Genomic DNA, 18,120 nt, shown 5'->3' on the forward strand with positions numbered 1-18,120 from the left:
GGCTTGCGCCGCCAGCATCGGGCAATCCGCCGGGGCGATACGCTGTATCTGCAATGGGATGGTGAGCTGCGCCGCATCGAGTCGTATGACCCGATCAGTGCCGTCGAAGCCAGTCACAGCCATCAGGGCGGGCTCACCGCGCCTATGAACGGCAGCATCGTGCGAGTGCTGGTGGAGGCCGGGCAAACGGTCGAAGCCGGGGCGCAATTGGTGGTGCTGGAAGCGATGAAAATGGAGCACAGCATTCGCGCGCCCCACGCTGGGATTATCAAGGCGTTGTATTGCCAGGAAGGCGAGATGGTCAGCGAAGGCAGTGCGTTGGTGGAGTTGGAACACGCGTGAAATGAAGATCGGTCCTACGCGTTGCGAGGACCGATCTGATTAGAATTTGGCAGTCGCCTGAACCACTACGCCGATAATTCGGCATTCCTCGGTGAAAAGGGCTTTCGGATAGGTCGGATTGAGCGGGACCAGGTAACGCTGCCCGCCCTCTTCGATCAGTTTGCGAAAAACCGCCTCGGCGCTGCCGGGCCATTGGGCGATCACCAGTTTGCCAGGCTCGGGCACGATGGCCGGGTCCACCAGAATCAACATGTCCGCGGCAATGCTCACCCCCGTGGGTGCGGTCATCGCATCGCCAACCACCACCAGCCAGAACGCTGCGCCCTGGGCATGGTAATCGGACAGCTCGAAGCGCGGCTTGCTGACAGTCGATGAGGCGCCGTAAGCCGATAGTTCTCCATCGCGCACCTCTCCGGTTTCCCGCCAGTCACTGACCGGGTAGCGAAAGTACGGATTGTACTTTTGCGTCAGAGAGATCTCCTCATCCTGTGAGATCTGCGGTTCCCTGATCACCATCGCGACTTCCAGATAGTCCATCCCCAGCGCCTGCAAGACACGGTTCATCTCTTGGATGCGGGGCTGACGACGTTTATTCAGCCAATGGCCGACGCCGCCCTGGGACATTCCGATGCGCTCGGCGAGTATCTCTTGAGTGACTTTGAGTTCACTCATTTTGGCCTTGACCAATTCAATCCATTTATCCATGTGCGGCACGATACGTGGGGTACTCCGACCAACAAAACACAAATTGTAGTATTTAAATTCAAGACACAAATACAGTACGTACTAAGCTGGGCTCACGGATTTGAATCTATCACGGAGCTTGCCATCGTCATGACCATCCCCAGCATTACCCTGCCCGACATGCAATTCGACACCACACTCAACTCGCCAAAAGGCTCGGCTGCCGCGCAGCGGGCACTGGACTATTACTTGAAACCAGCTGTGTCAGAAGAGGCCGGCGAAGAACGTTTCTTCGATGTGAACCGTAACATCAGCAGCGAAGAGGCACTGGTCCATGCTTCGGATCTATTGCGATGTGCCGCCGCCACCGCGCATGAATCAGCCAACCAGCTGCAGGGCGCAAGCCGGGATCTGGCGTTTTCGACGGTGCACATGATCGACATGGCCAAGGCGATGGTCGATCGATCCCTGGAAGGGGCACAGCAGGGCTGAGGCGAATACGCAGGAGTAGAAAGGAAAGAATTTTCCAATCACGCAGATAAAAACATTTGACTTGCAAATGATAATGATTATTATTGCAAGCAGCTGGTCGCGAGATCAGTCGATGGACCAGGGACCTTAGGTCGGTCTCCTGGACTATCTCCTCATCAGGCTAATCACGGTTTTTGACCCGGCTTTTTGCCGGGTCTTTTTTTGCCAGTTATTCTGGCTTTGGCTTCAGGCTAATGAAGTCTGTGGGTGCTGCAAAATCCGATTGGCGCGGATGATATCAAAAGAATATCTGTTGGCAAGAGAGGCCCGGTAGCATTGGGCCAAACTAACGCAAAATAGCACTTGAGAATCACTTGCACAGTCTCTAAGCTGCATCGGCGTCAAGGAGGACGCCCCCCCTTTTCACCCTCGCAATTTCCCCCGGTTTCTCCCTCTCTTGCGTGTAAAGTAGCAGCCATAAAAAAACGTATTCAGGAATTGATTATGGCCGTGGCTAGATCTTCTTTCGACATCAACGCGAACTTCGACAGTGGCAACATCGAAGTGCTGGACATCAGCAATCCTTTGCAAGCACTGCTGGCGATCAAGCCAGACACTCGCAGCCAGCATTTCCAGTGGTTCCACTTCAAGGCCAGCGGTCTGCACGTCGGTCAAGAGCATTGGTTTCGCCTGAACAACGCCAGTAAATCCTCGTACAACAAAGCCTGGGATGGCTATCAGGCGGTGGCGTCCTACGACCACGTCAACTGGTTCCGGGTACCAACCATCTTCGAAGGCGACTGCCTGCGTTTCAGTCTCGAAGCCACTGCGACCCACGCCTGGTTCGCCTACTTCGAACCTTACAGCCGTGGCCGCCATGACTGGCTGATCGAACAGGCACTCACCAAGGCCGGCACCGAACTGCTGGCTACCGGCAAGAGCGTTGAAGGCCGCGACATCCAGTTGTTGCGCAAAGGTACTGGCGCCGAAGGCCAGCGCAAGGTCTGGATCATCGCTCAGCAACACCCCGGCGAACACATGGCCGAATGGTTCATGGAAGGCGTGATCGAGCGCCTGGAAAAACACGACGACCCGGTGCTGAAAAAACTCCTGGCCAGCGCCGACCTGTACCTGGTGCCGAACATGAACCCGGACGGCGCCTTCCACGGTCATTTGCGCACCAACGCCATGGGCCAGGACCTGAACCGCGCCTGGCAGAGCGCCAGCCAGGAAGTCAGCCCGGAAGTGCTGTTCGTTCAGCAACAGATGGAAAAGTATGGCGTCGACCTGTTCCTCGACATCCATGGCGATGAAGAAATCCCCCACGTGTTCACCGCCGGTTGCGAAGGCAATCCGGGCTATACGCCACGGATCGAACAACTCGAAGCGCATTTCCGCAATCATCTGAAACACCAGACCAAAGACTTCCAGATCAAACACGGCTACACCCGCGACTTGCCTGGCAAGGCCAACATGACCCTGGCCTGCAACAGTGTCGGTCAGAAGTTCGACTGCCTGTCGCTGACCCTGGAAATGCCCTTCAAAGACCACAACGACGCACCGAACCCGCTGACCGGCTGGTCCGGCAAACGCTCCAAGCAATTGGGCAAGGACGTTCTGACAACCATCGCCGACATGGTCGATACCCTGCGCTGATTGTCCTTGAGGTCAAAAGATCGCAGGCTTCTGCCGAGGGCTGCGATCTTTTGAAGTTTTCACTGGGCAGTGATCCGCACACAATCTTCCGGTCCCAACAAACGCCCATCCTCGGCACGCAACTCCAGCGGCCGCACCGGTCGACCGTTCTCACGATCGACAACCCGCGAATGCGCCTCCCCCGCCTCATAGAAAAACGCCTCGCCCCACTGCCGCAATCCGATGATCAACGGGAACAGGCCCTTGCCCTTCTCCGTCAGCACGTATTCCTGATACGCGCTGCCGTCCGACGCAGGCACCAGATCGAAAATCCCGTGAGCCACCAACGTGCGCAGGCGTGCCGAGAGAATGTTTTTGGCCATGCCCAGATTGCGCTGGAGCTCACCGAATCGCCGCAGGCCATCGAACGCATCGCGCACGATCAATAACGACCACCAATCACCAATCGCGTCCAGTGAACGGGCGACCGGGCATTCGGCGCCTTCCATGCTTGTACGTTTAACCATGACCACGTCCGCTGGCAACCAATGTGGTTGCAATATAAAACCAGACTCCCTACCGTACAACTGGTTTTATTTTGAAACCACACAAGGAAGCCTGTGATGAAACCTGACCACACCTTGAGCCGCGTAGTCGTGCTGCTGTTTGCTGTCGCCTGCGGCCTGGCCGTCGGCAATGTGTATTACGCACAACCGCTGCTCGATGCCATGGCCGACGCTTTCGCCATGGAACCGGCAACCATCGGAATCGTCGTCACCCTTACCCAGATCGGTTATGGCGTGGGTCTGTTGTTGCTGGTTCCGCTAGGGGATCTGTTGAACCGTCGCCGGCTGATCGTGACGCAAACCCTGTTTTCAGCACTGGCCTTGTTGATGATCGCGTTAGCCTCGAACAGCGCCTGGCTACTGCTCGGCATGGCGCTGACCGGATTACTGGCGGTCGTGACACAAGTCCTGGTGGCCTACGCAGCGACGCTGGCCATCCCGGCACAACGTGGACGCGTGGTGGGCGTGATTACCAGCGGCATTGTCGTCGGCATTTTGTTGGCACGAACGGTGGCGGGCGGCATGGCCGATCTGGCCGGTTGGCGTTCGATTTATCTGCTGTCCGCGGGGTTGACCCTGATGATGGCGCTGCTGTTGTTTCGTGTGCTGCCCAAGCACGAAGATGCGCGACCGGATAGCGCTTACGGCGCGTTGATCGGCTCGGTATTCACGTTGTTCAAGGAAGAACCGGTATTGCGTCAACGGGCCATGCTTGCCCTGCTGACCTTCGCCAGCGCCATGGTGTTGTGGACACCCTTGGTATTGCCACTGAGTGCCCCGCCGCTTTCACTTTCCCACACCGAAATCGGACTGTTCGGCCTGGCCGGAGCCGCCGGAGCGCTGGCCGCCGCTCGCGCCGGGCATTTGGCCGATCGCGGTCTGGGTCAATGGACCAGTGGGCTGTCGTTGCTGCTGATGCTCGCCTCGTGGCTGCCCATCGCCCTCACCCAATCCTCGTTATGGGCGCTGCTGCTCGGGGTGATTACGCTGGATCTGGGTTTGCAGGCCGTTCATGTCACCAGCCAGAGCATGATCTACAGCGTGCGCCCCGAAGCGCAAAGCCGACTTACCGCCGGCTACATGCTGTTCTATTCGATCGGCAGCGCCTTGGGTTCCATCGGTTCGACGGCGATGTACGCCTGGGCGGGATGGATCGGGGTGTGCTGGCTGGGTGCGGGCATCAATGCGGTGGCGCTGATTTATTGGTGGCGAACGCTCGCCGCCAAAACACCCAACACCTGTGGCGAGGGAGCTTGCTCCCGCTCGGCTGCGCAGCAGTCGTAAATCAATCAGACGCAGGAGCGTCTGACTAACTGCATTTGGGGGCTGCTTCGCAGCCCGACGGGAGCAAGCTCCCTCGCCACAATGCCGTGCCAGCCTCCTGATCACCCGCGATCCTTACCCCGCAGCATGCTGTTCAGCACATCGTCGCGGCGCACCCAACCGTGAAACAACGCCGCCGCCAAGTGCAGCAGCACGGTCAGGAACAGCAGATACGCCAGATACCCATGCGCCTTGCGCAGGAACGCAAACACCTGCGCATTCGCCGGCAGGATCGACGGCAATTGCAGAGAACTACTGAGCATCACCGGATCGCCAGCCGCCGAAATCATCGCCCAACCCAGCAATGGCAAAATCAACATCAAGGCGTACAACAAGATATGCGAAGCCTTGGCCGCGAACGCTTGCCAGCCCGGCAGGTCCGCTGGCAGCGGTGGTTGCCGGGTCGAAAAGCGCACGGCCAGACGCACGACCACCAGCAACAGAATCGCAACGCCCAAAGGTTTGTGCAGATGGATCAACCACTGATGGCGCTCGGACACCGAGGCCGCCATCCCCGCGCCGATAAACAGCATCGAGATGATCATCAGCGCCATCAGCCAGTGCAGCAGCCGCGCCAATGGCGCGAAATGATTCGGTTGAGTGCTCATTGTCGAGACTCCTGTTTGGCGTTGGGCAATTGCGTCACTTCGCTGGTGCGGCGCAGGTAGGAACGGGCGTAACCCGCTGAACGAGCAGCGAGCAGCGGGTCGTCGGAGCCTTCGATACCGCTGGGCAATACCAGTGGGTCGTAGTTGATGTCACGGCACTCGCCACTGAGTTGCGGCTGAGTACTTTCGAGCACCAAGGTACCGGCGTTCAGCACTTTTCGGCCGTCGGGCCAGGCCTTGCTCGCGTCGTTGACCGGATCTTCGGGGTTCGCCAGAGTAATGTTCAACTGCCAACGCAGCGGTCCGGCGGACAAACGCTGCACCAAGTCTTTCTCAAGGAAATCACCGCCCTCGGGGACCGTTGCACCTGCCGCGTCCTGGGCCACTGGCGTCATGCTCCAACGCACCGCTTGCCGTTGCCCGGCCGCGTTCACCAGGTAAAACGCGTTGACGCTGTTATAGGTTTGCGTCGCGTAACTGGCCGAAGGTTTGGCGGTTTTGATCCAGGCCAGAAACGGCGCGGCTTCCGGGTGAGAACCAAAGAATGCTGACACCGCCGCCGGGTTCGGTTTGCCGGTTGCCGGATCCGGTGACTGTGCTTGTTGCAACTGATAGAACGCCTCGGGCGTGCCCACCGGGAAGACCGGCATGCTGTTCATCCCGGTGCGCCACTGATGACCGTTAGCCTGAGTAAAACGTAACGCCAGACTACGGATAGGCACGCTGTTGTCCGGCGCGTAAGGGTTACCGGCAGGCAGCGCGAAACGCCCGACCACCGGGGTCCGCGCTTCGCTGAACACTTGGGCAGTGGAATACTCGCGCGCCTGGCTGCTGCTCTCGAAATGCCCGATCACGCATACGCCTTTGGCGTGATTGCGACGAAACCCTGGGTGCACGCCGTTGTTTTTCTCCAGCACATTGACCAAGGCTTTCGGCGTCAGGCGCTGTGGGTCGAGTGTGCCGTTGACGTAAGCAAAAGCCCCGGCCAGCGCAGCGACCACCACGGCAATGCCGGTCAGACGCAACGTCAGGCTCGCGGCACTCAGCGGTGGCCGGCCAGGCCCCGTTGGCGGTGATGAGCGATCTACCATGAATGACTCCAGGGCCATCGGCCACAAGTGAGAAGAATCAGGCAGACGAACCGCGCCAGGGTTTATTCCATCGCCCGGTGTTTATTTTTCCAGGCGTGGAATAACCTCGAATGCCGGACGTCTTCCTGAACACTCACCACAGCGTAGTGACTAGTCAGAACTTCATGAACGATATCAACGAGCAACTCAGGGAAGTCATTCCCAGGCTACGACGTTTCGCCGCTTCGCTGACGCGCAACCCCAGCAGCGCCGACGATCTGGTGCAGGCCTGCCTTGAGCGCGCGCTGTCGAGTTGGAGCGCAAAACGCCCCGAAGGCGATTTGCGTGCCTGGCTGTTTTCGATTCTTTATCGGCAGTTTCTCGACGCTCATCGCCGCTCCCGGCGTTATGCGCGGATGCTCGAATTCTTTACCGGCCGTGACGATGCGCAGCCTTCGGCAGAGCGCACCGTGATCGCCCAATCGACCCTGCAAGCCTTCGATCAGCTCAGCACCGAACAGCGTGCGCTGCTGCTCTGGGTATCGGTGGAAGGCTTGAGTTATAAGGAGGTCGCCGAGATTCTCGACGTCCCCACCGGCACCGTGATGTCGCGCCTGTCCCGCGCGCGCCAGGCCTTGCGCCAGCTCAGCGACGGCGAAATCACCCGTCCTTCTCTGCGGAGACTCAAATGATCAGCATGCCTCCCAGTGAGCGCGACCTGCACGCCTACGTCGATCACCAACTCAGCGATGCCGAGCGGCATCTGGTGGAGACTTATCTGGCCGGCAACGCCGAAGTCGCCGCGCAAGTGCGCGCCTGGCAGCACGATGCCCAACAATTGCGCGCAGCCCTGAGCGGCGCCTTGCAGCAACCGGCCAACCCGCAACTCGACCCGGCAATGATTCGCCAGCGAGTCACACGCCAGTCGCGCCGCCATCTGGCCAGCGCCGCGATGCTGCTGATCGCAGTCAGCGTCGGCGGACTGGGCGGTTGGCAGGCGCGACAAATGACCCTGGTCAGCGCCCCGCTACCGATGACCGACGCCATGCAAGCCTACCGCCTGATTGCCCAGCAAGGCATCCTGCCGGCGGATTACAAAGTCAGCGATGACGGCGATATGCAGGGCTGGCTCGACCGTTATTTCAGCCAGGCCCAACGCCTGCCAAACCTGACCGCTGCCGGATACAAACCCATCAGCGGGCGGCTGCTCAGTACCGAACAAGGGCCGGCGGCGATGGTGGTTTATGAAGATCAGGGCGGCCACAAAGTCAGCTTCTACGTCCGCCCGCCAGGGCCGAGAAACTTCCTCCTGCCTCGAGGTAGCCGCAGCGATGGTGAGTTGCAGGCCGAGTATTGGTCGGGGGCTGGGTACAACTATGCGATGGTCAGCCCAAGTGACACGCCGGCGGCGCAGATGCTCAAGCAGACGCTGAAGTTCTGAACACTCCACTGATCCCTGTGGGAGCGGGCTTGCCCGCGATTACGGCCGCACATCCAACACTGATGGTGACTGATCCACCGCTATCGCGGGCAAGCCCGCTCCCACAGGGTCAGCGATTATTGGGCGATCGCAGTCACCCCTGCCCAAACACCTGCGAAGGCCTTCGCAACAGCGGATCGAACGGATTGATCCGCGGCCCGATCAGCGCGGCTTCGCGTTTGAGCATCTCCACCACCGTCGGCAAGCGATCCGGCCCCAGGCGATCGCTGACCGTGGCCACACTCAGCGCCGCCACCGCCCGACCTTCGCGGTCGAGGATCGGCACGGCCACCCCGGCCATGCCTTGCAATACGCCGGTGTTGCGCCCGGCGTAACCAAGGGTGCGCACATTCTCGACTTCCGAACGCAGGAACACTTCGTCGTACAGGTGGAAGTCCTTGAGCCGCGGCAAGTTGTAATGAATCACCGTGTCGCGTTCCTCTTCCGGCAGAAACGCCAGAATCGCCAGACTGCCTTGCCCTACGCCGAGCGCCACCCGCCCGCCGATGTCACCGGTAAACGTGCGGATCGGAAACGGCCCTTCACTACGGTCCAGACAGATCGCATCAAAACCGCTGCGCGCCAGCAAAAACAACGAGTCCCCCAACGACGCCGACAGCCGCAGCAATGCCGGCCGCGCCAGCTCGCGCAAATTGCCGGTGTTGCCGGCGCGGGCCGCCAAGGCAAAAAACTCCAGGCTCAGGCGATAGCGTTTGCTGCGCGCGTCCTGCTCGACCATGCCCTCGTCCATCAGGCTGCGCAGCAAGCGGTGCGTCGTCGGTTGCGACAAACCGATGCGCTGCGCCAGCTGGGTCACGCGCTCTCCGCCTTCGACGGTGTCCCCCAGACTGCGCAGCACTGCAAACAGTCTTGAGACTGCACCAACACCGACTTCATTTTTGTTTTCATTCCGTTCAATGGAATCAGGCATGTGATTTCTCGACGATAAATTTACTCACTGAATGAAACTGAAAATAGTCATCACTTCAGTGAAATAGGCCATTGAGCCCATCCTATTCTTCGTCCTACTCTGCGTCCATCAGGGGCGATTCGAACAACAGCGGCAGCCGACAGAAGTCGAGCGCCAACGCACCCCGGCAACACCCTTTTCGTATCTGCCCATACAAAAAAGCGCGCCTTTGGCGACGCATAACAATCTCAGGTGGAGCGCAGTCATGGCCTTCGTGCAACTTGAAAACCTCGGCAAACGTTACGGCGAAATCGACGCGGTCGTCGCCACCAATCTGTCGGTGGAAAAAGGCGAGTTCGTCTCCTTGCTCGGCCCCTCCGGCTGCGGCAAAACCACCACCCTGCAAATGATCGCCGGCTTCGTCGAAGTCAGCAGCGGGCGCATTGTGCTGGACGGTCGTGACATCACCCACGCCAAACCCGCCAGTCGCGGCCTCGGAGTGGTGTTCCAGAGTTACGCGTTGTTCCCGCACATGACCGTGCAAGACAACGTCGCCTTCGGCCTGCGCATGCGTAAAGTGCCCAACGGCGAACTACAGCAACGGGTGGATCGGGTGCTGAAACTGGTGCGCCTGAATCAACACGCCGAGCGTTACCCACGAGAACTCTCCGGCGGTCAGCGTCAACGTGTTGCGCTGGCCCGGGCGTTGGTGATCGAACCGCCGGTGCTGCTGCTCGACGAACCGCTGTCCAACCTCGACGCCAATTTGCGCGAGGAGATGCAGTTCGAAATCCGCCGCATCCAGCGCGAGGTCGGCATCACCACGCTGATGGTCACCCATGATCAGTCCGAAGCGCTGTCGATCAGCGACCGGGTGGTGGTCATGCAGGCCGGACGCATCACCCAGATCGACGCGCCCTACACCCTCTACGAACACCCGCGCACCGAGTTCATTTCCGGCTTCGTCGGCAAAGCCAATCTGCTGCCCGGCGAACGGGACAGTGCTGGCGTCGTGCAGGTCTGCAATCGTGACAACGGCGAGCTGACCCTGAGCCTGCGCCCGGAAAAAATCGATCTGCGTGATGTTGGCCTGGGCCGTCTGCAAGGCAAGATCGTCAGCCGTTTTTTCCTCGGTAGCCAATGGCTGTACGGCGTATCGACGACCTTGGGCGAACTCAGCGTGGTGCGCCGCAACGACGGTTCGGCCCCCTTGATCGAAGGCACGGCGGTCGGACTCGACTGGGACGCGGCGCTGCTGCGGGTGCTGAGTGTCGACGAGGTGTTGGCATGAGTACGCTTGCCGTCATCCGCCAGGGGCGTCAGGGACGTCAGGGGTATTGGTTATCGGCACCGGCCCTGGCGTTGTACTTCGGTCTGCTGGTCATCCCGTTGCTGCTGACGCTGGTGCTGTCGTTCAACGTCTTCGATTACAGCTCGGGGATCAACAGTGACGCCTACACCCTCGATCATTACAGCAGCCTGCTGGGCGATCCGTACTTCTACGAGATCTTTCTGAGGACGTTCTGGATCAGCGCCATGACCACCCTGCTCTGCGTGGTGATCGGCGTGCCCGAGGCCTACATCCTCAGCCGCATGGGCGCGCCGTGGCGCTCGATCTTCCTGATTCTGATCCTCACGCCGTTGCTGATTTCGGTGGTGGTGCGCGCCTTCGGCTGGAGCCTGTTGCTCGGCGCCGACGGCCTGGTCAACCAGACCCTGCAAGCCTTCGGTGGCTCGCCGATGAAGCTGCTTTATACGCCGTTCGCCGTGGTGATCGCCCTGGTTCACGTGATGCTGCCGTTCATGATCATTCCGGTCTGGACCTCACTGCAAAAACTCGACCCGGCCGCCGAACAAGCCGCGCTGTCGCTGGGCGCCAGCCACCTCACGGTGATGCGCAAAGTGGTGCTGCCGCAAATCATGCCCGGCGTACTCTCCGGCACCTTGATCGTGTTCGGCCTCGCGGCCAGTTCATTTGCCATTCCCGGACTGCTCGGCGGACGCCGGATAAAGATGGTCGCCACGCTGATCTACGACCAGTACCTGTCGGAGCTCAACTGGCCGATGGGTGCGGCCATCGCCGTCGCGCTGCTGTTGCTCAACCTGCTGATCATGCTGTCGTGGAACCGGATGATCGAAGGCCGCTACAAGAAGTCATTGGGATAACTCGTCATGTCCAGAAACGGTCCTTTCGCCCTGCTGTTCCATACCCTGGTGGTGCTGTTCATGCTCGCGCCGCTGGTGGTGGTGTGCCTCGTCGCCTTCACCCCGGAAAACACCCTGAGCCTGCCGACCACAGAGTTTTCCCTGCGCTGGTTCCGCGCAGTGTTCGAGCGCGCGGACTTTGTCGATGCGTTCTACAACAGCCTGATCCTGGCGTTCTGCGCCGCCACGCTGGCGACGCTGATCGCGGTGCCGGCAGCCTTGGCGATCACGCGATTCGAGTTCCCCGGCCGGGACTTTTTCAACGGGCTGTTCCTGTCGCCGATCATCATTCCGCACTTGGTGTTGGGGGTCGCCTTGCTGCGCTTGTTTGCGCTGATGGGCGTCAACGGCAGCTTCGCCTGGCTGATCTTCGCCCATGTGCTGGTGATCACCCCGTACGTGCTGCGCCTGGTGTTGGCCTCGGCCATCGGCCTGGACCGCAGCGCCGAACACGCCGCGCAATCCCTGGGCGCCGGACGCTTTACGTTGTTCCGGCAAATCACCTTGCCGATGATTTTGCCGGGGGTCGCCGGTGGCTGGCTGCTGGCGTTCATCAACAGTTTCGATGAGGTCACGTTGTCGATCTTCGTCACCTCGCCGGCCACGCAAACCCTGCCGGTGCGCATGTACGTGTACGCCACCGAATCCATCGATCCGATGATGGCGGCGGTGTCGGCCCTGGTGATTGCGCTGACCGCGCTGACCATGATTCTGCTCGATCGGGTGTATGGCCTGGATCGGGTTCTGGTGGGTAAACAATGAGGGCGCCGATGGCTCTGCTGAAACGACTGGCCGAAGGCGACCGCCCGGCCCTGGACTTCACCCTCGATGGTAAGCCTGCCCGTGGTTTGCTCGGCGATACCCTGCTGACGGCCGTGCTGACCTGCAGCGAACACCTGCGCGGCAGCGATTTCAGCGCCGAGCCCCGTGCCGGTTTCTGCCTGATGGGCGCCTGCCAGGACTGCTGGGTACGCCTGGGCGATGGCCGCCGGGTGCGGGCTTGCTCGACGCTGCTCGAAGCCGGACAGCACATCAACCGCGAACCGGGGCGCTCCCTATGAACACCAACTTCCCCTGCAAAAACCCAATCCCCTGTGGGAGCGGGCTTGCTCACGAAAGCGGTCTATCTGCCACCACCTATGTTGAATGTGCCGCCGTCATCGCGGGCAAGCCCGCTCCCACAGGGGTTCGGCGTCGATCACATATGAGGTGGGTATGAAGTCTGTAGTCATCATCGGCGCAGGCCCCGCTGGAATCCGGGCGGCGCAAACTCTCGTCGCCCACGGCGTGCGCCCGGTGCTGCTGGATGAAGCGGCGCGCGGTGGCGGGCAGATTTATCGGCGTCAGCCGGCGAATTTCAAGCGTTCGGCGGTCAAGCTATATGGCTTCGAAGCACGCAAGGCCAAGGCACTGCATCAGACCCTCGACACACTGCGCGAACAACTCGATTATCGCCCCGACACGCTGGTGTGGAACGCCGAAGCTGGGGCGCTCGACACCTTGCATGAGGGCCGCGCCGCACGGCTGGAGTTCTCCCGGGTGATCGTCGCCACGGGCGCCACCGACCGGATTCTGCCGGTGCCAGGCTGGACGTTGCCGGGGACATACAGCCTCGGTGCGGCGCAAATTGCCTTGAAGTTTCAAGGCTGTGCCATCGGTGAACGGGTGGTATTCGCCGGCAGCGGACCGTTGCTGTACTTGGTGGCGTACCAATATGCCAAGGCCGGCGCCAACTTGATCGCCGTGCTCGACAGCTCGCCCTTCAGCGCGCAGGCCCGCGCCCTGCCCGGTCTGCTGGCGCAACCGGCCACTCTCGCCAAAGGCGTCTATTACCGCACCTGGCTGACCGCACACGGCATCCCGGTACATCAGGGCGCTACCTTGAAACGCATCGATGGCGAACACCGCGTGCAATCGCTGAATTGGTCCAACTCGAAAGGCGAGCATCAGCTGGATTGCGACGCCATAGCCTTCGCCCACGGCCTGCGCAGTGAAACCCAACTCGCCGACCTGCTGGGCTGTGAATTCACCTGGAACCCGCTCAACCGCGCCTGGCTGCCGCAGCGCAACAGCGCCGGTCGCAGCAGTGTCGCCGAGGTGTACCTGGCCGGTGACGGCGCCGGCATCATGGGTGCCGACGCGGCCGAAATGGCCGGTGAACGAGCAGCCCTGGCGCTGCTCGAAGACATCGGTTACCTGATCCCGCCACAACGCGCCACCCAACTGGAACAGTCGCTGAACACTATCGGCAGATTCCGCCAAGGCCTTGAGCGCGCCTTTATCTTTCCCGAAAGCTGGGCCACCGACGCCGCGGATGAACTGATGATTTGCCGCTGCGAAGAAGTGCGCGCCGGCGACATCCGCCAGGTGGTGCGCGAAGGTCATTGGGAGATCAACCGGGTCAAGGCCCATTGCCGGGTCGGCATGGGTCGCTGCCAGGGACGGATGTGCGGCGCCGCAGCAGCGGAAATCATTGCCCGCGAAAGCCGGCGCGCCATCTCCGACATTGGTCGCCTAAGGGCTCAGGCACCGATCAAACCCCTGCCGTTCGGTCTGGAGGTCGAGCCATGATCGAGGTCGATGCAATCATTATTGGCGGCGGCATTGTCGGGGCTTCCGCCGCTCTGTTTCTGAGCAAGGCCGGCCGTCGCGTTGCGCTGATGGAGCGGGATTTTTGCGGCTCGCATTCCAGCGGCGTGAACTACGGCGGCGTGCGCCGTCAGGGTCGGCCGCTGTCGCAATTGCCGCTGTCACAACGGGCTCACGAGATCTGGGGGCAACTGCCGCAGTTGATCGGCATCAACGGCGAGTACCAGCGCAGCGGTCACCTGAAACTGGCCCGCAGTCTCAACGACCTGCACGCCTTGCAGGACTACGCCGCCAGCAGCCAGGGCTTCGGCCTCGATTTGCAGGTACTCGAACGCAATGAGTTGCGCGCACGGTTTCCGTGGGTCGGAGAGGTCGCGGTCGGTGCCTCGTTGTGCCCGGACGACGGCCACGCCAACCCGCGACTGGTGTCCCCCGCCTTCGCACAGGCGGCGCGTCGGCACGGTGCGCAAATCCATGAACAGTGCGCAGTGATCGCGGTGGAACACGACGGTCAGCGCTTTCGCGTCAGTACTCAAACCGGCCACGAGCTGCAAGCCCCCTGGCTGCTGAACTGCGCTGGCGCCTGGGCCGGTAGCCTCGCCGCACAATTCGGCGAAGCAGTGCCGATGCACGCCGGGCACCCGGCAATGCTGGTCACCGAACCGTTGCCGCTGGTGATGAATGCCAGCACCGGCGTCGAGGGTGGCGGCATTTATGCCCGTCAGGTCGCTCGCGGCAATTGTGTGTTGGGCGGCGGCCAGGGCTTTGCCCTCGATGACGCCCGCGCCCGGCCTGGTCAGAACGCAGTGATCGAGATCCTGCGCCAGGCCGTCGAGCTGTACCCGTTTCTTGAGGGCGCCCAGGCGATTCGCACCTGGAGCGGCACCGAAGGTTACTTGCCCGATCGCCAACCGGTGATCGGCCACAGCAGCACTCAACCCGGTCTGTTGCACGCGTTCGGCTTTGCCGGCGCGGGCTTTCAGATCGGGCCTGCGGTGGGCCAGGCGCTCACCGAAATCATCTGTAGCGGCGCGTCAAAGACGTCGCTGGATGCGTTTTCCATCACCCGGTTTCACTCCATCTCCGTTGCTTGATAGAGGAAGGTCGCGCCATGAATCATTTCAAACGCAGTGCACTGCTCGGTTTCTCTTGCTTGGGCGCCATGCTCACGGTCAGCCAGGCCCAGGCCGAACCGACGCTTTACCTGGGCATGAACGGCGGAACCATGGAGCGGCTCTACGCCGACAAGGTGCTGCCAGCTTTCGAGAAAGCCAACAATGTAAAAGTGGTGATCGTGCCGGGAACCTCCGCCGATATTCTGGCCAAGGTCCAGGCCAGCAAAGGCAACCCGCAGATGCACGTGATGTTCCTCGACGACGGCATCATGTACCGCGCCATCGCCATGGGCTTGTGCGACAAACTCGAAGACAGCCCGACCCTGGCGCAGATTCCGGCCAAGGGCCGCATCAAGGATCAAGCCGTGGCGGTCAGCCTCGGGGTCACGGGGCTGGCCTACAACACGCGGTTGTTCAAGGAAAAAGGCTGGAGCGCGCCGACCTCATGGATGGACATGGCCGACCCGCGCTTCAAGGACAAACTGGTGTTTCAGTCAATGGCCTCGTCGACCTTCGGCCTGCATGGTTTCCTGATGTTCAACCGGATTCAGGGCGGCAGCGAAACCGACGTCGAACCGGGGTTCAAGGCTTGGCCGAACACCGTCGGGCGTAACGTGCTGGAGTACATTCCGAGTTCGGCGAAGATTTCCGAAATGCTCCAGACCGACGAAGCGGCGCTGTTCCCGCTGACCCCGACCCAGGTCACCGCGCTGAAACTCAAGGGCATGCCGGTGGAATATGCGCAGCCGAAGGAAGGCTCCGTGGTGCTCAACGTCGCCGAATGCGCCATCGCCAACAACACCCAACCGGAACTGGCGCAGAAACTCGCCGCCTTCCTGCTGACGCCCGAAGCGCAAGCTGCCGCGCTTGAAGACGGCGATCAGATTCCATCCAATCCGAATACGCCCACCACCGACAAGACCCGCGGTCAGGTCGAGGCGATGAAGCAGTATCTGACGACCGCGATCGCCATCGACTGGGATCAGGTCAACGAACAGCGCCCGGCGTGGAATGCCCGGTGGAATCGCAGTATCGAGCGCTAACCTCGAAGATCAAAAGATCCATGTGGCGAGGGAGCTTGCTCCCGTTGGGCTGCGAAGCGGCCCCAAAAAAGGAACTGCTGCGCAGTTCAACGGGAGCAAGCTCCCTCGCCACAACCCCACCCTCACCACAGTAGCTTCACCAACACCAGTGGAAGGCAAATTCCCCATTTGGTTACACTACGCCGCCGCAGCTTGGGAGCGGCCTGAAGACTACGGGGTGACTTCACAGTGGCCATTCGACCACCCAACCGTCCGCGACTTACACCACGCTGGCCCGCGCTACGCCGTTTCTTCGGCAAGGCATTTGCAGCGCCGGCCAGTGGCAGCGCGCAGGGCCGGGTGATCCACGACTACTTCCACCACAAGGCCCATACCCAGGGCTACACCCTCAGTCACAGCCAGCAGCGAGTGATCGACTGCATGACGCAACACGCTTCGGCGCTGCTGGGCACATCAGCGCCGACACTTCCCGGTCTTTACCTCTATGGTGCAGTCGGGCGCGGCAAGAGCTGGTTGCTCGATGGTTTTTTCCAGGCCATCCCCATCGCGGAAAAACAGCGCCTGCACTTCCATGAGTTTTTTGCCCAACTGCACCAGGGCATGTTCAGCCATCGCAATCAGCCCGACCCGCTGGCGACCACCCTAGACGAACTGCTGCAAGACTGCCGGGTGCTGTGTTTCGATGAATTCCATGTGCATGACATCGGCGATGCGATGCTCATCACGCGGCTGTTCAAGGCACTGTTTCGCCGTGGGATTGTGCTGCTGGTGACCTCCAACTACCCGCCGGAAGGTTTGCTGCCCAACCCCCTCTACCACGCCCGTTTCAAACCGGTGATCGACCTGATCAACACGCGCATGCAGGTGATGGAAGTCGGCGGCCCGCATGATTACCGTAGCCAGGCGCGCGCCCACGCACAGCAGCTGTTTACCCAAGGCCAGTACGTCTGGCCGGCCACGGTGGCCCAGCGTCAGGTGTTGCAGCTGCTCGAACACGACGCACCGGCCATCCAACTGCCCGTCGGGACACGGCACCTGCAAGCCCGATACTGTGAAGGGCGAAGCGTTGGCTTCACCTTCGCCGACCTGTGCGAACACCCCACCGCGGTCATGGACTACCTGGAACTGTGCCGACGGTTCGACCGCTGGATCATCGACAAACTGCCCAGCCTCGCCGACTGTTCAATTGCCGCCCAGCAGCGCTTCATCAACCTGATCGACGTCTTGTACGACCAGGACAAGCACCTGATTCTGCTTGGTCACCAGTCATTGCGCGAAAGCCTGGGTGGCGATGCTATCGACCTGGCGCGTACGCGCAGCCGGTTGGGGCAATTGGTGGAGGTCAAGGAAGAGGTTTGATCAAGACTCTTGTGTTGGGCGACCGGCCTCTTCGCGGGCAAGCCTCGCTCCTACAATGGTTTTGAGTTGTACCTCGATCCTTTGTAGGAGCGAGGCTTGCCCGCGAAGGCGCCCTGACAGCTACCACAACTTTCCCGCTATCATGTCGCCCATTTCCAGGCCCCCACGCCCTCCTCCTGATCAATAGCGAACCTGCCCATGGATACCCTCGCCCAACTGCGCGCCGGCCAACTGTCGGGCATCACCCGTCTGGATCTGTCCTGCGGCCTGACCGAGTTCCCCCAGGAAATCTTCGACCTGGCGGACTCCCTGGAAGTGCTCAACCTCAGCGGCAACGCCTTGCGCAGCTTGCCGGACGACCTGCACCGTCTGACCCGCCTGCGTGTGCTGTTCTGCTCGGATAATCAGTTCACCGAACTGCCCGCCTGCCTCGGCCAGTGCGCGGCGCTGACGATGATCGGCTTCAAGGCCAACGCCATCGAATACGTGCCGGGCGCCGCCCTGCCGCCGCTGTTGCGCTGGCTGATCCTCACCGATAACTGCATCACGGAGCTACCGACCGAACTGGGTGAATGCCCGCATCTGCAAAAGCTCATGCTCGCCGGCAACCAGTTACAGCGTCTTCCCGAAAGCCTGAGCCATTGCCATCGACTTGAGCTGATCCGCATCGCCGCCAATCAGCTCACCGAGCTTCCCGAGTGGCTGCTGACCCTGCCGAGC

General features: G+C 61.1%; 20 protein-coding genes. 15 read left to right on the top strand and 5 right to left on the bottom strand.

Annotation, left to right across the window (positions count from 1 at the left end; translation table 11 throughout):
• Window positions 1-342 (top strand): acetyl-CoA carboxylase biotin carboxyl carrier protein subunit (locus PMI18_RS23115; protein ID WP_007896906.1); only part of this gene is annotated, 342 nt, incomplete at its 5' end.
• Window positions 343-381: 39 nt separating this feature from the next.
• On the opposite strand, the gene PMI18_RS23110 is transcribed toward PMI18_RS23115, so the two are convergent.
• Window positions 382-1,047 carry a LexA family protein gene (locus tag PMI18_RS23110; protein ID WP_007896907.1) on the bottom strand — a complete coding sequence of 222 codons (666 nt, stop codon included), beginning with the start codon at window positions 1,045-1,047 and terminating at the stop codon, window positions 382-384.
• 129 nt (window positions 1,048-1,176) lie between these two features.
• On the opposite strand from PMI18_RS23110, the gene PMI18_RS23105 reads away from it, so the two are divergent.
• A complete protein-coding gene (locus tag PMI18_RS23105; protein WP_007896908.1) occupies window positions 1,177-1,518 on the top strand; it encodes a DUF6124 family protein in 342 nt (113 codons plus the stop codon).
• A gap of 483 nt (window positions 1,519-2,001) precedes the next feature.
• A complete protein-coding gene (locus tag PMI18_RS23100) occupies window positions 2,002-3,153 on the top strand; it encodes a M14 family metallopeptidase (protein WP_007896909.1) in 1,152 nt (383 codons plus the stop codon).
• Window positions 3,154-3,212: 59 nt separating this feature from the next.
• On the opposite strand, the gene PMI18_RS23095 is transcribed toward PMI18_RS23100, so the two are convergent.
• A complete protein-coding gene (locus PMI18_RS23095) occupies window positions 3,213-3,659 on the bottom strand; it encodes a winged helix-turn-helix transcriptional regulator (RefSeq protein ID WP_007896910.1) in 447 nt (148 codons plus the stop codon).
• Window positions 3,660-3,755: 96 nt separating this feature from the next.
• On the opposite strand from PMI18_RS23095, the gene PMI18_RS23090 reads away from it, so the two are divergent.
• A complete protein-coding gene (locus tag PMI18_RS23090) occupies window positions 3,756-4,982 on the top strand; it encodes an MFS transporter (protein ID WP_007896911.1) in 1,227 nt (408 codons plus the stop codon).
• A gap of 101 nt (window positions 4,983-5,083) precedes the next feature.
• Here the strand turns inward: PMI18_RS23090 and PMI18_RS23085 are convergent, their stop codons facing one another.
• A complete protein-coding gene (locus PMI18_RS23085) occupies window positions 5,084-5,629 on the bottom strand; it encodes a cytochrome b (protein ID WP_007896912.1) in 546 nt (181 codons plus the stop codon).
• Window positions 5,626-6,720: a catalase family peroxidase gene (locus PMI18_RS23080; protein WP_007896913.1), complete on the bottom strand. Its 1,095-nt coding sequence runs from the start codon at window positions 6,718-6,720 to the stop codon at window positions 5,626-5,628. The genes PMI18_RS23085 and PMI18_RS23080 overlap by 4 nt, the downstream gene beginning before the upstream one ends.
• A 164-nt stretch (window positions 6,721-6,884) precedes the next feature.
• Between PMI18_RS23080 and PMI18_RS23075 the strand changes: the two genes are divergently transcribed.
• Together PMI18_RS23075 and PMI18_RS23070 are read left to right on the top strand one after the other, a co-directional pair.
• Window positions 6,885-7,391, top strand: coding sequence for an RNA polymerase sigma factor (locus PMI18_RS23075; protein ID WP_033035973.1), 507 nt, complete (start codon window positions 6,885-6,887; stop codon window positions 7,389-7,391).
• Window positions 7,388-8,140 carry an anti-sigma factor family protein gene (locus PMI18_RS23070; protein WP_007896915.1) on the top strand — a complete coding sequence of 251 codons (753 nt, stop codon included), beginning with the start codon at window positions 7,388-7,390 and terminating at the stop codon, window positions 8,138-8,140. The genes PMI18_RS23075 and PMI18_RS23070 overlap by 4 nt, the downstream gene beginning before the upstream one ends.
• A gap of 133 nt (window positions 8,141-8,273) precedes the next feature.
• On the opposite strand, the gene PMI18_RS23065 is transcribed toward PMI18_RS23070, so the two are convergent.
• A complete protein-coding gene (locus tag PMI18_RS23065; RefSeq protein ID WP_007896916.1) occupies window positions 8,274-9,110 on the bottom strand; it encodes an IclR family transcriptional regulator in 837 nt (278 codons plus the stop codon).
• 244 nt (window positions 9,111-9,354) lie between these two features.
• On the opposite strand from PMI18_RS23065, the gene PMI18_RS23060 reads away from it, so the two are divergent.
• The 9 genes from PMI18_RS23060 to PMI18_RS23020 form a co-directional block, all read left to right on the top strand.
• The gene (locus PMI18_RS23060) at window positions 9,355-10,380 is read left to right on the top strand and encodes an ABC transporter ATP-binding protein (protein ID WP_007896919.1); all 1,026 of its coding nucleotides are present in this window, start codon (window positions 9,355-9,357) and stop codon (window positions 10,378-10,380) included.
• Window positions 10,377-11,255, top strand: a complete 879-nt coding sequence (locus tag PMI18_RS23055) for an ABC transporter permease (RefSeq protein ID WP_007896921.1) — start codon at window positions 10,377-10,379, stop codon at window positions 11,253-11,255. Before PMI18_RS23060 ends, PMI18_RS23055 begins: the two co-directional genes overlap by 4 nt.
• A 6-nt stretch (window positions 11,256-11,261) precedes the next feature.
• Entirely contained in the window at window positions 11,262-12,056 is a 795-nt protein-coding gene (locus tag PMI18_RS23050; RefSeq protein WP_007896923.1) for an ABC transporter permease, read from the top strand.
• Window positions 12,057-12,064: 8 nt separating this feature from the next.
• Window positions 12,065-12,355 (top strand): (2Fe-2S)-binding protein, encoded by a 291-nt coding sequence (locus PMI18_RS23045; RefSeq protein ID WP_007896924.1) that lies wholly within the window; start codon window positions 12,065-12,067, stop codon window positions 12,353-12,355.
• 154 nt (window positions 12,356-12,509) lie between these two features.
• Complete coding sequence (locus PMI18_RS23040) at window positions 12,510-13,865, top strand: FAD/NAD(P)-dependent oxidoreductase (protein WP_007896929.1); 1,356 nt, start codon at window positions 12,510-12,512, stop codon at window positions 13,863-13,865.
• A complete protein-coding gene (locus tag PMI18_RS23035; protein ID WP_007896930.1) occupies window positions 13,862-14,977 on the top strand; it encodes an NAD(P)/FAD-dependent oxidoreductase in 1,116 nt (371 codons plus the stop codon). The genes PMI18_RS23040 and PMI18_RS23035 overlap by 4 nt, the downstream gene beginning before the upstream one ends.
• 17 nt (window positions 14,978-14,994) lie before the next feature.
• A complete protein-coding gene (locus PMI18_RS23030; protein WP_007896932.1) occupies window positions 14,995-16,041 on the top strand; it encodes an ABC transporter substrate-binding protein in 1,047 nt (348 codons plus the stop codon).
• A gap of 228 nt (window positions 16,042-16,269) precedes the next feature.
• Complete coding sequence (gene zapE, locus PMI18_RS23025) at window positions 16,270-17,400, top strand: cell division protein ZapE (RefSeq protein WP_033035971.1); 1,131 nt, start codon at window positions 16,270-16,272, stop codon at window positions 17,398-17,400.
• 198 nt (window positions 17,401-17,598) lie between these two features.
• The coding region (locus PMI18_RS23020) for a leucine-rich repeat domain-containing protein (protein WP_007896940.1) at window positions 17,599-18,120 on the top strand (522 nt) is incomplete at its 3' end.

Origin of the sequence: Pseudomonas sp. GM102 (genome assembly GCF_000282555.1) — a bacterium.
Lineage (GTDB): Bacteria > Pseudomonadota > Gammaproteobacteria > Pseudomonadales > Pseudomonadaceae > Aquipseudomonas.

What these genes read in the sequence shown, in the direction of transcription:
- PMI18_RS23100 (WP_007896909.1), top strand. Translation starts at nt 2,002, where the DNA reads ATGGCCGTGGCTAGATCTTCTTTCGACATCAACGCGAACTTCGACAGT.
- PMI18_RS23095 (WP_007896910.1), bottom strand. Translation starts at nt 3,659, where the DNA reads ATGGTTAAACGTACAAGCATGGAAGGCGCCGAATGCCCGGTCGCCCGT.
- PMI18_RS23055 (WP_007896921.1), top strand. Translation starts at nt 10,377, where the DNA reads ATGAGTACGCTTGCCGTCATCCGCCAGGGGCGTCAGGGACGTCAGGGG.
- PMI18_RS23035 (WP_007896930.1), top strand. Translation starts at nt 13,862, where the DNA reads ATGATCGAGGTCGATGCAATCATTATTGGCGGCGGCATTGTCGGGGCT.
- PMI18_RS23060 (WP_007896919.1), top strand. Translation starts at nt 9,355, where the DNA reads ATGGCCTTCGTGCAACTTGAAAACCTCGGCAAACGTTACGGCGAAATC.
- PMI18_RS23040 (WP_007896929.1), top strand. Translation starts at nt 12,510, where the DNA reads ATGAAGTCTGTAGTCATCATCGGCGCAGGCCCCGCTGGAATCCGGGCG.
- PMI18_RS23070 (WP_007896915.1), top strand. Translation starts at nt 7,388, where the DNA reads ATGATCAGCATGCCTCCCAGTGAGCGCGACCTGCACGCCTACGTCGAT.
- PMI18_RS23045 (WP_007896924.1), top strand. Translation starts at nt 12,065, where the DNA reads ATGGCTCTGCTGAAACGACTGGCCGAAGGCGACCGCCCGGCCCTGGAC.
- PMI18_RS23050 (WP_007896923.1), top strand. Translation starts at nt 11,262, where the DNA reads ATGTCCAGAAACGGTCCTTTCGCCCTGCTGTTCCATACCCTGGTGGTG.
- PMI18_RS23085 (WP_007896912.1), bottom strand. Translation starts at nt 5,629, where the DNA reads ATGAGCACTCAACCGAATCATTTCGCGCCATTGGCGCGGCTGCTGCAC.
- PMI18_RS23030 (WP_007896932.1), top strand. Translation starts at nt 14,995, where the DNA reads ATGAATCATTTCAAACGCAGTGCACTGCTCGGTTTCTCTTGCTTGGGC.
- PMI18_RS23110 (WP_007896907.1), bottom strand. Translation starts at nt 1,047, where the DNA reads ATGGATAAATGGATTGAATTGGTCAAGGCCAAAATGAGTGAACTCAAA.
- PMI18_RS23075 (WP_033035973.1), top strand. Translation starts at nt 6,885, where the DNA reads ATGAACGATATCAACGAGCAACTCAGGGAAGTCATTCCCAGGCTACGA.
- PMI18_RS23090 (WP_007896911.1), top strand. Translation starts at nt 3,756, where the DNA reads ATGAAACCTGACCACACCTTGAGCCGCGTAGTCGTGCTGCTGTTTGCT.
- PMI18_RS23080 (WP_007896913.1), bottom strand. Translation starts at nt 6,720, where the DNA reads ATGGTAGATCGCTCATCACCGCCAACGGGGCCTGGCCGGCCACCGCTG.
- PMI18_RS23105 (WP_007896908.1), top strand. Translation starts at nt 1,177, where the DNA reads ATGACCATCCCCAGCATTACCCTGCCCGACATGCAATTCGACACCACA.
- PMI18_RS23065 (WP_007896916.1), bottom strand. Translation starts at nt 9,110, where the DNA reads ATGCCTGATTCCATTGAACGGAATGAAAACAAAAATGAAGTCGGTGTT.